At 38.2% G+C, this 13,601-nt stretch carries 9 protein-coding genes and 1 pseudogene; 5 read left to right on the forward strand and 5 right to left on the reverse strand.

Annotated features, from left to right (window positions below):
* Positions 1-622 precede the first annotated feature (622 nt).
* The gene (locus tag K2F26_RS22425) at positions 623-1,003 is read left to right on the forward strand and encodes a hypothetical protein (protein WP_220611989.1); all 381 of its coding nucleotides are present in this window, start codon (positions 623-625) and stop codon (positions 1,001-1,003) included.
* Positions 1,004-1,136: 133 nt separating this feature from the next.
* On the opposite strand, the gene K2F26_RS22430 is transcribed toward K2F26_RS22425, so the two are convergent.
* Both K2F26_RS22430 and K2F26_RS22435 read right to left on the reverse strand, forming a co-directional pair.
* Positions 1,137-1,685, reverse strand: coding sequence for a pentapeptide repeat-containing protein (locus K2F26_RS22430; protein WP_220609555.1), 549 nt, complete (start codon positions 1,683-1,685; stop codon positions 1,137-1,139).
* 492 nt (positions 1,686-2,177) lie between these two features.
* Positions 2,178-3,158 (reverse strand): annotated as a pseudogene (locus K2F26_RS22435) (SGNH/GDSL hydrolase family protein).
* 164 nt (positions 3,159-3,322) lie between these two features.
* Between K2F26_RS22435 and K2F26_RS22440 the strand changes: the two are divergent.
* Both K2F26_RS22440 and K2F26_RS22445 read left to right on the forward strand, forming a co-directional pair.
* Positions 3,323-3,547 (forward strand): hypothetical protein, encoded by a 225-nt coding sequence (locus K2F26_RS22440; RefSeq protein ID WP_096568137.1) that lies wholly within the window; start codon positions 3,323-3,325, stop codon positions 3,545-3,547.
* 183 nt (positions 3,548-3,730) lie between these two features.
* Positions 3,731-6,601, forward strand: coding sequence for a glycerol-3-phosphate acyltransferase (locus K2F26_RS22445; protein WP_220609556.1), 2,871 nt, complete (start codon positions 3,731-3,733; stop codon positions 6,599-6,601).
* A 761-nt stretch (positions 6,602-7,362) separates the two neighbouring features.
* On the opposite strand, the gene cynS is transcribed toward K2F26_RS22445, so the two are convergent.
* Entirely contained in the window at positions 7,363-7,803 is a 441-nt protein-coding gene (cynS, locus tag K2F26_RS22450) for a cyanase (protein WP_220609557.1), read from the reverse strand.
* Positions 7,804-8,108: 305 nt separating this feature from the next.
* Between cynS and cbiE the strand changes: the two genes are divergently transcribed.
* Positions 8,109-9,323, forward strand: coding sequence for a precorrin-6y C5,15-methyltransferase (decarboxylating) subunit CbiE (gene cbiE / locus K2F26_RS22455; RefSeq protein ID WP_220609558.1), 1,215 nt, complete (start codon positions 8,109-8,111; stop codon positions 9,321-9,323).
* A gap of 147 nt (positions 9,324-9,470) precedes the next feature.
* On the opposite strand, the gene K2F26_RS22460 is transcribed toward cbiE, so the two are convergent.
* Positions 9,471-11,126 (reverse strand): lipoxygenase family protein, encoded by a 1,656-nt coding sequence (locus K2F26_RS22460; protein WP_220609559.1) that lies wholly within the window; start codon positions 11,124-11,126, stop codon positions 9,471-9,473.
* A 380-nt stretch (positions 11,127-11,506) separates the two neighbouring features.
* Here K2F26_RS22460 and K2F26_RS22465 point away from each other — a divergent pair, with 380 nt between their 5' ends.
* Positions 11,507-12,181, forward strand: coding sequence for an ATP-dependent Zn protease (locus K2F26_RS22465; RefSeq protein WP_220609560.1), 675 nt, complete (start codon positions 11,507-11,509; stop codon positions 12,179-12,181).
* A 499-nt stretch (positions 12,182-12,680) separates the two neighbouring features.
* Here K2F26_RS22465 and K2F26_RS22470 read toward each other — a convergent pair whose 3' ends face one another.
* Positions 12,681-13,397, reverse strand: coding sequence for a response regulator transcription factor (locus tag K2F26_RS22470; RefSeq protein WP_220609561.1), 717 nt, complete (start codon positions 13,395-13,397; stop codon positions 12,681-12,683).
* Between the last annotated feature and the right edge of the window lie 204 nt (positions 13,398-13,601).

The raw sequence follows: 13,601 nt of genomic DNA on the forward strand, positions 1-13,601 counted from the left end.
CGTACAAACATTCCGGTAAAGGTCTTTAATCACTAATCAAGGCTTATATAAAAAGATAAAATTCAAGTAGTTATGTCTAGTCTAATGCTTGTAACCTCTTGATTTTTTGGTTTTTATCATCAACAATAAAAGCATCATGTTTCATACATGATTGTAGCCAATAAAAGTGACAGAAGCCCTGATATATGTCCGCTCTTGCGGACATTTTATTATTCATTTTTTAATAGTTAATTTTCAGTCAATATCTAAATTGATTGAATAACTAAAACCCGTCTTTCCTGTTTCCTTATCCTTGCTGTTTCCTGCCTACACAAATAAATAGGGCTATGACTTCCGTCAGGGATACACAAATCAAACCGAATTACTATATTTACTATATTATTTTTGATGATGCAAAATAATTACGCAGTTTCCTGGTGAGGTGAGATTGTCAAAGTAAAAAGACATAACTACTACAATTATGTCCAAAATTATGTCCAAAAAATTAAATAACTGGTCAGTGACTAATACTGAAGCTATATAGCACCGGAATCAACTATTATTATTCCTGATAGCTGTTCTCTTGAATTGAAAGATTTAATCGTGTATCCTTAGCAGTCAAGAACATTTATCAAGAAAAATGATGAACAAATTTATACTAAGCTTGTTTTCTTCTCCTGTATTGATTAGCTCTTTTTTAACTATGGGAGTGATGCTAAAGCAAGCTCAAGCCATAGAACCAACACCTAGCACTACATCCCAAAAAACAGCCCAAAATAGAGATAATTTATCCTGTATTCGCAATAAACATAAAGTTGGTTTAGTATGTGCTAGAGCTTCTGTATTAGCTCAAATTCCAGCTTATCAAGCCCAAGCAGAAGATTTTGATACTCCTGATGATATTAAGATGCTAGAGTTCAATGTTGAAGAAAGCAATATGGCCGTTGATTTATTTGGCTGTGACTGCCCAGCTTGTATAAATTCTTTACGAGCAATGCGTGGTGTAACACCTTTAGTTTATTAAGGAGTGGTGACTGGTGAGTGGGGAAGAAAATTTTAGATTTTAGATTTTAGATTTTAGATTGGAGATGACAAAAACAATCCAAAATCCATGACTCCTATTCCCCATTTCCCATTTCCCCTTTCCCCTTGAAAAATCAATAACTTCCAGCCCATGTGATCCATGTATGGGATAAACCTATATGCAGAACTTCCTCAGTCATCTCTGGTTCAGAAATGATTGCACCAGTTAAATCTGCATCATAGAGTTCTGATTCTTCAATATTGCTACCAATCAAATTGGCTTTTTGAAGATTAGCACTGCTGAAATCAGCACCACTGATATCTGCTTCACTGAGGTTTGCACCCAGTAGATTAGCTGACGTTAAATTTGCGGCTCGCAAGTCTGCACGACTGAGGTTAGTTTCCTGGAAATTAACTCTTGTTAAGTCAGCACCAATCAAATTTACTTCACTCAAGTTTGCACCTTGCAAATTTGCACCATTGAGATCGGCATTGGTCAAATTTGCTCTAGATAGATTAGATTTACTCAAGTTTGCTTCACTTAAATCAGCACCACTCAAGTCAGCTTCAGATAAATTAACACCAGTTAATTCAGCTTGAGTTAGCTGTGCCTGATGCAGAATTGCTCCCTGAAAATTCCGTTTTCCTGATGTATATTGACTCAGGAAGCTATTAGCGTCCATAATTTTACCTCTCTGTGTCTTTAGATAAGTTCAACTCCTCAAACCACAGAAAATACGATTAGGTTATTCTATTCTATTGTGCTAAAGATTTTTAGATTTGGAATCTTTCCTGAGTAGAAAGATAGCAGAAGTCAGGAGTCAGGAGTCGTAGGGGCGAAGCATTCGGAAAATAACCTGGGACAAAAATTGATAATTGGTCGTCCGAATGCTTCGCCCTTATTGTGGTCACGGAAGATTTTATTGCTGCTCGCGGTAGAGGTGGGGGTTTGGCTATTTGGATTCGAGACAATTCAAACAATTAAATATTATAGCTGTAAACAAAGTATATAGGACATCTATTGATAATTAGACTCCCGCTCAAATCAGCTTTTACTCCTAAATCATGTAGGGTTTTAGCATTGCTAAACCCCTATTTTCTTTCTATTTGATTTTAAATTATGTTGAAATCAACCATCACAGATTGTCAGTATTAACGGTTCACTGTTAATTGAATTATTTCATAATTTCTAAAAGTTTGGAAACTGATAATTCTATCACTTCACTCACAAAGTGATTACCTTTAAGGTTAAGATGAATACTATCGTGATATAAGCTTTCGGGGTTATCAATTGAGTTGAATTGTGGTAAAAAATCTATATAATTAATTGGCTGTTCTTTGGTAAAATCAGATAAACGTTTACGACCAACAATTTCATAATCACGGGGTCCTGGTTCACCAATTTCTCTGAATAAGGGAGTCATGGCTAAGATAAATTTACTGTTATTTTCTTGAGCGAAATTTTGAATTTTAGCAATAGTTTCTAAATTAATTCCCACGCGATCGCCTGGTTCTTTTTGCACTGCTTCTAGTTCGGGTATGGGTTTTTGTTTGATTAAATAACGCTGCAAAAATTCTATAATTGCTAAAGGCGGTTTATGATCTGGGTAGTTGCGATCGCGTCCTACAGGTAAGGAAGTGGGAGCAGGAGCAAATAAATCATCAGTGTTAATTAATAACACTATCACCTGAGCTTGAAAATTGCCGAAACGCTGTAAATAAGCTAATTCGTTTCTTAGTCCCCAGGAGTTAGCAGAAGCATTTAAAACTTCCACTTGTTGGTAATTATTCTGATATTTTTGAGATTTTAAAGAAGTTTCAATTAAACTAGAAATAGTATTTTGTTGATCTGTCCATCAACCGCCATTAGCAATAGAATCACCTAAAAGCAAAATTCGCAGTGTCAATGGTTGAGGTGTTTCTTGTATTGGCGCACTTCGCATAGAATATTCATTAATTTCAATGCGGTTGCCCATACGAAGGGTGCTTTGATTAGGTGATAATAAATAACCAATTTGTTCATCACCAATGTAAATGAGAGGATTACCAAAACCAAACAGCGATACCTTCGGTAAGCTTCGCTAACGCAAACCCAACTCGATCACCGCCAACAACCCCACAACTACCGCCAAAATAACCATCAACACTGTTTTCACCTGCAATACCTTTCATTGAATAGTATTTAATTATACTATAAATTCCCCTATCACCTGTTCCCTGTTCCCTGTTCCCTATTCCCTATCACCTATCACCTATTCCCTATTCCCCATTCCCTATTCCCTATTCCCTATTCTCTATTCCCTATTCCCAAAATAATAATGTGAATTTAACATCATTAGGTGAACAGAAGGACTACAATCAAATCGGACAGACTGGGAATGTAACAAAGGAGGCTTACAAAAGTATGTCCGACTTAAATCGCGGAATTATGAAATTTGAAGGTGCAGATTCACCAAAAGTAGTCACAATCTCTACTGTGCTAGTTTTGGGATCTATAGCAGCACTCATCCTGTGGGCGTTGCAATCTGCCTATGCGTTAAACTAGGATCATTGATAGGCTTAAAGGACACTGACAACGAAGGTTAACCTAGCTGCTCAGTGTCCACAAACACATAAATCAAACAGTCAAACAAACAGTCAAAAAAAATAATTAGAAATAATTCAAATTTAGATTTGCGATTTGCAATTTTAGATGGAAGATAAATCTAAAATACAAAAACAACAATAAATGTTTCAGCTTTGGGGTTTATTAGTTATTTTAATTACTTGCCCACTCTTAGGGGCAATGCCGCTAATTGCTTGGATTACTTACGCTATTAAGCGTCAGCGATTAGCACAAATGGGTACAGGAAATATTAGCGTCTCCGCTGCTTTCTACCACGGTGGTAAACTGGTGGGTATTTTAGCAGTGCTGTCGGAAGCTTTTAAAGGAATTGCAGCAGTATCAATTGCCCGTATTTTTTTTCCTGAAGGTTCATTTTGGGAATTGATAGCTTTGATCGCCTTAGTAATAGGTAGATATTCTTTAGGGAGAGGAGCAGGAACAACAAACGTAGTTTGGGGATTTTTGATGCACGACCCCCTGATCGCCGGATTTGTGAGTTTAGTAGCAGCTATTGGTTTTATCATTTTGCGCTCTAAACAAGCGATCAAATATGGGGTTTTGATTTTATTTCCCGTATTTGTAGCAGTCTTACATTTTAATGATTTGCCAAAAATTCTTGCTGCCTTTGCATTAGCGGGATTAGTCGGTTGGATTTATCAACAAATGCCTGATGACATGGATCTGCCAGTGGCAGCAGCAGACACAGAATCACAACCGATGATGCAATATTTAAGCGGTGGTGAGCAAACGATTATCACTTTAGATGATGACCTAGAACCAGAGGTATTTGGAGCTAAGGCAGCTACATTATCACAAATCAAACGCTGGGGTTATCCCGTGCCAAAAGGCTGGATTTTAGCGCCCTTTGATGATCCTGCCCTGTTGATTGATTTTCTGCAACCATCATCCCTGTCACCCTTAGTAGTGCGTTCTTCTGCGATTGGGGAAGATTCTCAACAAGCGTCTGCGGCTGGACAATACGAAACAGTATTGAATGTTACTAATAAACAAGAGTTAGAACTTGCGATCGCCCAAGTTCAAGCCTCCTATAATCATCCTACGGCTGTAGAGTATCGCCGCAATCTTGGTGCTAAGGATGCGGCCATGGCCGTATTGATTCAGCCCCAAGTCCAAAGTGTATATTCTGGTGTGGCCTTTAGTCGTGATCCCATAGCCCAACAAGGTGATGCAGTCATCATTGAAGCAGTATCAGGTAGTCCTACTCAAGTTGTTTCTGGGAAAATTACACCAGAACAATATCGGGTGTTTGTTGCAGGTGAAGATAAATTATCTACAGTGAAATTTGAGGGAGAAGGAAAAATTCCCCAACCATTAATTAAACAAGTAGCATATTTAGCCCGAAGATTAGAAAAACGTTATCATGGCGTTCCCCAAGATGTAGAGTGGAGTTATGACGGACAAACTCTCTGGGTATTGCAAGCACGACCAATTACCACCTTACTACCAATCTGGACAAGGAAAATCGCCGCTGAAGTCATTCCCGGTGTGATTCATCCCTTAACGTGGTCAATTAATTTACCCTTGACTTGTGGGATGTGGGGAGAACTGTTCACGATAGTCTTAGGTGACAAAACCCGCGAGTTAGATTTCACCAAAATGGCAACGCTGCATTATTCTAGAGCTTACTTTAATGCTTCCTTTTTAGGTGAAGTGTTTCTGGAGATGGGTTTACCGCCAGAAAGTTTGGATTTTTTAACCAGAGGCGCGAAAATGAGTAAACCGCCTCTAGCTTCCACCTTGGAGAACTTACCAGGATTGACAAAGTTGTTACAGCGGGAAATCAGCTTAGAAAAGGAATTTAAGCGAGATTATCGTCAAAGGTTTATTCCGGGGTTGACAAAATTATCACATGAAATAATTGAGGAATTATCAGCACCGCAGTTGTTAACCAGAGTTGACATGATTCTTGATCTGCTCAACCAGGGTACTTACTACAGTATTTTATCTCCCTTGAGTGCTGCTATCCGGCAAGCGGTGTCTGGGGTGAAAGAGGAGCAAATTGATCACAGTATTACTCCTGAAGTAGCATCATTGCGATCGCTGAAACTTTTAGCCGCAGATGCCCAAGAAATCTTACCGGAGATTGAGCCAGAAAGATTTTTTGAGCAATTGGAACAAATTCCCGAAGGGCAGCGAATTTTAGACGATTTTGCCGAAATATTGGAAGATTATGGTTATTTGAGTGAAGTGGGAACTGATATTTCCGTCCCCAGATGGAAAGAACACCCTCACCTAGTCAGACAAATCTTTGTCCAGTTCATCCAAGCACATGAAACTGCAAATGCGGATGAGTCCAAACAACGTCAACAAGGTTTTGTACAAAGCCGTGTGGATCTTAAAGGAAGAGTCACAGAAGTTTATTCTCGCTTATTGGCGGAATTACGCTGGACGTTTTTAGCTTTAGAAAAGCTTTGGCTCAAAGATGGTTTATTAAAGCAAACAGGGGATATCTTCTTTTTGAAATTGGGAGAAGTGCGACGTTTAGCAGCAAACGCTGATCCAGAACTGAGAGATAAAGTTGCTGAGTTATTGCAAAAGCGGCGATCGCAATTTCTCGAAGATAGCCAAATTACTCAAATTCCGCCTCTCGTTTACGGCAACAATCCCCCCCATCCTATCGCTGCACCCATTGATACCTCTGACCATATTTTACTAGGTATTCCCGCCAGTCAAGGACAGGCCGCAGGACAAGTTAAGGTAGTGAGAAATTTACAGGAAGCAGGGGAAATTAATAAACAGACAATTCTGGTTGTACCTTATACCGATTCTGGTTGGGCGACTATTTTAGTTAGAGCCGGGGGAGTCATAGCCGAAGCTGGTGGTAAACTTTCTCATGGGGCGATTGTTGCTCGTGAATACGGGATTCCCGCAGTTATGGATGTACGCGGTGCTACCTATCTTCTTCAGGATGGTCAACAAGTACGCATTGATGGTTCTAAAGGTATTGTTGAACTGGAGGAATTTTTAGCGTGACAGGTGACAGGTGACAGAAGAAGCAGGGGGGGCAGGGGAGAAGAGTTACTGACTCGTTCCCATGCTCTGCATGGGAATGAAATAAGAAGGCTCTGCCTTAACCTCAAATCGTCACCAGGTAATGGTTAAAAAATGTGTTTCCAAGGAGTAGGTATCTTAATGCGTGTTGGGGAGCGCATTTCGATAGGGTTTGCTGAAAAAGTTATCTGTGAAGGACCAGTGACAGGTGACAGGTGCTACGCCACGGTGACAGTTTCAAGAGTTGGATAGGAACGATTTTTTCTTTAAGTAGGAATTAAATGCAAGGTTTTTAAGTTTCCACCCCGTAAAAGCTTGCACTTTTTTAACTTCCAGCAGGCTAAGACCCTTTACCTGTAATCTTTTCATGTTTATTCAGCAAGCCCTCGATACTTGATAATACCAAGGATGAGTAGATTTGATGGCTGCTACTAACCATTTATGTAAATCTGCTATATAAAACCTAGACAAAGCTAGACTTTACTTTCTACTTCAACGGGAGCATGGGAGCGGTTATCCCTCTGTAGACTTTCACGCTGTAGCCCAACGCGATTGTGTTCCAATTAAGTTTCTGAAAAAGACTACCACCATCATTGCTTGGTTTTCGCGTCGGCAATAGTCTCAATTCAATACTTGATATTACCGTATTATATATCAAGTAGTTGATTTTTTCCTGAAAATATATTGATTTTTGTCAATATAAGTATAGTTTTGTCTATGAAATTGTCAACTTAGGACAAGCTCTACCACTTTTTGTACGGTAGGAATTTACCAGACATGGTAATTTTCACGCGATCGCCTTTGGGGTCTACCTCTTTTTCTACATCTAAGGTAAAGTCAATTGCACTCATAATCCCATCACCAAACTTTTCTTGAATTACTTCCTTGATCGGGAAGCCATAGACCTGCATAATTTCATATAAGCGGTAAATCAGTGGGTCTGTTGGCACAACAGGCCCCAATCCCTTGACTGGATATTTGGTCAATTCTTGGATATAGATGGGGGCTAAATCCAATGCTTCTACTAATAACTTAGCTTCTTCAGGTGATGCACTAGCTTGACGGTAGAATATAGCCGCAATGTATACTTCATCCAGTCTCAGAATTTTTTCTAAATCAGCAAAGCTTAAACCTTTCTCTTTCTTTGCCTCTAATAAAGTTTGCGTAATTTCAGGAATAGACATCTGGTAAATTTAAAAGTAAATAATTTTGCACTAATAAATCTTACCATGATAACGTAAACTAGGCAAAGTTTTAGATGTTAAATAAGAGGACTTCTGGAATCACTGCAATTACCTCTGGATAAGTGTTTCAAGCAATATGGCGGAATTTTTCTTGAATCGTTGCCATACCCCTGATTCATACTCACTGGTATGGCATGATGCCAGTGGTGTTGTCGATTAAGGCTCTTAAGGTGAAGGCATACTCGAAGCATAAAAAAAGTCTCTGGAGTATTGATTAAATGAAATTCAAATAATAATGACGAATTATGCAAAAGTGGTTATCAATTATCGGCATCGGTGAAGATGGAATTCAGGGATTAAGTGCGATCGCTCTTTCTATTCTTAACCAAGCTAAAATTATCATCGGTGGGGAACGTCATCTAGCTATGTTACCCCCTGAAGATTATAGGGAAAAAATTAAGTGGAAATCTCCTTTTCATAGTTCCATTACAGAAATTATAAACCGTCGTGGTGAAGGGAAATCAATATGTATTTTAGCTAGTGGCGATCCAATGTGTTATGGTGTGGGTGCTACTATTATTAAACATATTCCTATTGATGAAATTACTATTATTCCCTCACCTTCGGCTTTTAGTTTAGCTTGTTCTCGGTTAGGTTGGAACTTTACAGAAACAGAAACTTTAAGTTTATGCGGTCGTCCTGTTTCTTTACTGCAATCTTATATTTATTCTGGTGCGAAATTATTAATTTTAAGTGCAGGTAAAAACACACCGAAAAATGTTGCTGAAATATTAACAAAACGCGGTTATGGTAATAGTAAAATTACCGTTTTAGAAAGAATGGGCGGTATGAATGAACGAGTTTTCACAGGTGTTGCTAATAGTTGGAAAGAAAGAGATATTGCATCTTTAAATACAATTGCAGTAGAATGTATTGCAGATTTAGGAATAACTGGTTTATCAAGATTTCCTGGTTTACCTGATAGTGCTTTTCACCATGATGGACAGTTAACAAAACGAGAAGTCAGGGCGGTGACATTATCAACATTAGCACCTTTACCGGGCGAATTACTTTGGGATATTGGGGCAGGTTGTGGTTCTATTTCTATAGAATGGATGCGAAGTAATATGAGATGTGGGGCGATCGCCATTGAACAAAATACCAATAGATTAAATTATATCGCTGATAATGCAGCAGCTTTAGGTACACCTAATTTACAAATTATTGCCGGCAAATCACCAGAAGTTATCCAAAATTTACCCACACCTGACGCTATTTTTATCGGTGGAGGAGTCACCGCACCAGGATTATTTGATATTTGTTGGAATGCTTTAAAAATAGGGGGAAGAATGGTAGCTAATGTTGTCACCTTAGAAGGGGAAAAAACATTATTTGAATGGTATGAAAAAGTCGGGGGAAATTTTACCAGAATTTCTATTCAGCGTGCAGAACCAATTGGTAAATTTTTAGGTTGGAAAGGAATGTCTCAAGTAACGCAGTGGGTAGCATATAAATCATGAAAAGAACTTATGAAAAGTGAGAGATTTATCACTGACGGGGAACAAAAATTGTTGTGTTTCTTATGTGAGGCGGAGCCTCAAGGATAGCATTCCTAGCCAGAGGCTAGGAACGAGATCAAGGGGATCTAAATATGGAAGTTACGTTTTTTATATGCTGATGCTGTTGATAACAAGGCGGGGTTGGAGATATTCATAATTTACTAAGCGTCCCTTGTTGTGCAACTCAATTTTTCTCTGCACTACATTCAAATCTTGCTGGAATTGCTTGATTACATCGTCAGCATTTGGGTCTGTAAATTCTTCGTCTTCATAATATCCCAATCTGTCATAACGATAGTCTGAGAGGATGAATAAAGTTGATAATTGGGTACTTGTTGGTTTCGCTGGTGGTAAAAAATCTATCAGTTCTTGGCGGCTGGAAATGCCTTCTTTTTTAATTGGTTGATAGGCGGCTAGGGGCATATTGGGAATGAAAGCCATATATTCATATTGCGGGAAATTAATAGCAGAATGTAGGGGTCCACAAATGTAGATGATAGTCGTAACAATCTTAACTAATTGTTCCAAAGTATCAATGCGATCGCTCATACCTTTGACCCGACCACCATCTTGAGCAACTAATTCCCGCGCCCAAGCTTGCAGTTCTGCATCACCTTGCAAGTCTTCGGAAGTCTTGTAATAAAGCTCCAAATAGTTAAACACAAATTTGTTAATTACTTCCCACAATAACAGCCCATCATCCCGATAAGGATAGTGTGGCAAGTTTTCTACATCATCCACACCTCGATTTTTCAGTTCTGTAGGTAGAGCAAACTGATCCAAACTCCAATCTTTATAAGCATCAACAACAATTTGTAGTGACTCTTGCAGAGTTCCTCCTAACAATTCATCCACAGGACCGCCTCTATTAACTAAACGTTGGCGACCCAAATCATTGTTAGCTAACATAAACCGAAAATGCGGTTTTAAAAGTATTCTTAAAGGATGGTTTTCTGCTAGTTGACGGGGGGTGACAACTGCAAAGGGTTCCATGACAAAATGAGTCCGGCATAAATGGCTGTTCATTTCATGATGATTAGCATCAGCAATTTGAACGCAGCACTTAGCATAAGACCAGATAGAAGGGTCATCAAAAGATGTGATTAATGGGCTTGCTTTACCTTCTTTTGGATTAATTTGGATCGCTACAGGTACGAGTTGACCACGATCTTTAAAGCCTAAACTACGCCAACAGAAAAAGGCTACTGGCGCTGGTAGATACTTTTTACCTTTGGCGAAAGTGCCTCCTTGAACAAAGGCTAATGGTCTATAATCAGCTACATATAAATTGCCAGTATTCAGACTGTTGATGAAGTTGATAGAGTCGCCAAATTTAGGTTTTAGAGTTGCTTGAAATTCTTCGATAGTAAATGCAAAGTTAGCTGGCATTTCTTTTAGCTGACGCAAAACTAAAGGATTTACTCCACAAAGCCTTTGTTCAGCAAATGAATCATCAGTTTCATAAGTTTTCATTACATTAGGTTTAGGCAAAACTGGAAAAAAGTCTTCATAGTCTTGCAATTCATCTAATGGGTCCCAAGCAGTATGGGCTTTGACAGCCATCATATTTATCGGCAGTTCTGCTGCTTGTAATGCGCGTTCTGCAATATATTTGGTAGAAAAATTTTCTGTGGGAGGTACGCTTTTTAACATCGCTAGAGGAGGCAAAAAATCATACATAAATTCATATTCTTTGCGTCCTTTTTGTAGGGAAGCTTGGCGTTTTTCAGGGTTGGGATCATTTTGAGGTAGAAATGGCTTCATAACTTTTTATACCTATGATGTAATTTACAATGCAGTAGACTCTAGCAAATTATCTGCTATTATGGTTTGTTATACTGCATATTTTAATAAATACTTAACAAAGAGTTTAAACTTCTTTACCTATCACCTGTGATCAGCTAATAAACCTTTAATTTGCATAATTAGGGTGGGCATCCTGCCAGATCCACAATAGTTCTAGTTATAGGTAATATACAGATTAAATGTCCAACAGCTTATCAATTCATAATGAAGAAGATGTCTTGAAATTACTTCATAGACATTGCATAATTTTGATAATATTATTTAGAATTTAGGGTATAATTACTTTATAAATATCTGTTTAAATCTGAAATTTTAAACAACTTATTGAAAAACCTACCATGAGTCAAACCGCTATCAATCTTATTGCTATCTCTGTTTTCCTGATGACCATTTCTACTTTGTTGGGACCATTAATCAACCTTTCCCCAACTATCCCAGCTTTAACTATAATTGGATTTTTAGGAATTGCGACTTTAGATAATTTCAGTTTTCAAGGAAAGGGAGGTACAATAGTTTTAGATTGGTTAGCGCGACTTTCTCCCACTTATAAAGAGAGAATTATTCATCATGAAGCGGGACATTTTTTAGTAGCTCATTTATTAGGAATTAGCGTTACTGGTTATACCCTGAGTGCGTGGGAAGCATGGAGAAAAGGACAACCAGGACAAGGTGGAGTAATATTAGAAGATAGTGAAATTGCTCAACAGTTAGAACGGGGAAAAATTGGCGTTTCAATGGTAGAAAGATATTGTAATATTTGGATGGCAGGAATAGCAGCAGAAATGTTAGTTTTTAAATCTGCTGAGGGTGGTGGTGATGATAAAGCTAAGTTAAATCAATTTTTAACAGTTTTGGGTTTTGAGGAGAGGATTTTTGAGCAGAAACAAAGATTTCATTTACTGCAAGCGAAAAATTTGATTCAGGAAAATTGGGAGAGTTATCAAAGTTTAGTGGATGCGATGAGAAAAGGGGTTGATGTTGAAGAATGTAAAAAGGTAATTAGGGTTTGCTGAAAAATTTATCTGTGAAGGACCAGTGACAGGTGCTACGCGACGGTGCTACGCCACGGTGACAGTTTCAAGAGTTGGATAGGAACGATTTTTTCTTTAAGTAGGAATTAAGTGCAAGGTTTTTCAGTTTCCACCCCGTAAAAGCTTGCACTTTTTTAACTTCCAGCAGGCTAAGACCCTTTACCTGTAATTTTTTCATGTTTATTCAGCAAGCCCTAATTAGTGAAATAGTTGGATGATCAAGCCCCAATAAAAATCCTTAGTAAATTCAGATATACAACCAGATTGTTAATTGATAAACGCACCAATATTTTAATGATTTGTTTTTGCTCTGGAGTGTAAGCATTCACCATTAAGTCATCGGTTTCCGTCAGTACCTGAAAGATTGAAATACAAAGAATGAAAAAAAAGCAGATGCAAATAACATTCCTAAAATTAAAACGTCTGAATCCTGGCTATTGGCTGATTACTGATTACTGATAGCTGAATACTTACGGAGAGTTTAAGCTTTGCTACCTTCTGGTGGTTCAAACTTATAACCATAGCCGCGTACCGTTTTGATAAACTCTGGTGTACTTGAATCAACTTCCATTTTTTTACGTAATTGACCAATATGCACATCTACAACTCGTCCATCTCCTACATAGTCACAACCCCAAATTTTTTGAATCAGTTGGGGACGACTCCAAGCTTGTCCTGGATGGCTGGCTAAAAAATGTAAAATATTAAACTCTAAAGCCGTTAAAGCTAAAGGTTTATCATTCAATTTTACCTCTCTACCTTCTGGGTTAATTGCTAATTGTTGAAAAACAAGACGCTGTGATTGATGCGGTTGAATATAACGGATGCGTCTTAAAAGTGCTTCAACTCTGACTTCCACTTCTGCTAGGCTAAATGGCTTAGTCATGAAATCATCTGCACCTGCGGCCAGAATTTTAATTTTATCAGCTTCATCATTCCGGCTAGTGAGTATCAAAACTAAAACATTGGTGCGGCTTTGCATTTCTTGACAAAGTTTATAGCCATTGGCATCTGGCAAATTCCAATCCAGAATTACCAAGGCTGGATTGAATTGATCAAATAATGCCATAGCACTTTTACCATCTGAGGCCGATTCTATTTGGTATTTTCGACTCAAAAAACGGTAGACGAGATTTCTCACACTGAAATCGTCATCTACAATCATAATCTTGGGAATATTCGTGTCAAGCTTATCCATAGTCCAATGCAGTTTATTGATTGATTTGGCGATTTTCTGTGGCGACAGATGCTTTCAGATGTTGTGTTTAAGGAATATCTTAGCTCCTGGCTAAATAAATAAGTAGGAAATAAGTAGGAAAAATGCTTTAGTCCTTGTATACACTGAATTTTTCCTGAAGTTTATGCAAACTTTATAATAATCCTTATAAAATGTATCGGTAAT

Origin of the sequence: Sphaerospermopsis torques-reginae ITEP-024, from assembly GCF_019598945.1 — a bacterium.
Taxonomy (GTDB): Bacteria; Cyanobacteriota; Cyanobacteriia; order Cyanobacteriales; family Nostocaceae; genus Sphaerospermopsis.

Bases quoted from the DNA above. Each gene is read 5' to 3' on its own strand.
- K2F26_RS22460 (WP_220609559.1), bottom strand. From the start codon at position 11,126: ATGAAGCCATTTCTACCTCAAAATGATCCCAACCCTGAAAAACGCCAA.
- K2F26_RS22465 (WP_220609560.1), top strand. From the start codon at position 11,507: ATGAGTCAAACCGCTATCAATCTTATTGCTATCTCTGTTTTCCTGATG.
- K2F26_RS22430 (WP_220609555.1), bottom strand. From the start codon at position 1,685: ATGGACGCTAATAGCTTCCTGAGTCAATATACATCAGGAAAACGGAAT.
- cbiE (WP_220609558.1), top strand. From the start codon at position 8,109: ATGCAAAAGTGGTTATCAATTATCGGCATCGGTGAAGATGGAATTCAG.
- K2F26_RS22470 (WP_220609561.1), bottom strand. From the start codon at position 13,397: ATGGATAAGCTTGACACGAATATTCCCAAGATTATGATTGTAGATGAC.
- cynS (WP_220609557.1), bottom strand. From the start codon at position 7,803: ATGTCTATTCCTGAAATTACGCAAACTTTATTAGAGGCAAAGAAAGAG.
- K2F26_RS22445 (WP_220609556.1), top strand. From the start codon at position 3,731: ATGTTTCAGCTTTGGGGTTTATTAGTTATTTTAATTACTTGCCCACTC.
- K2F26_RS22425 (WP_220611989.1), top strand. From the start codon at position 623: ATGAACAAATTTATACTAAGCTTGTTTTCTTCTCCTGTATTGATTAGC.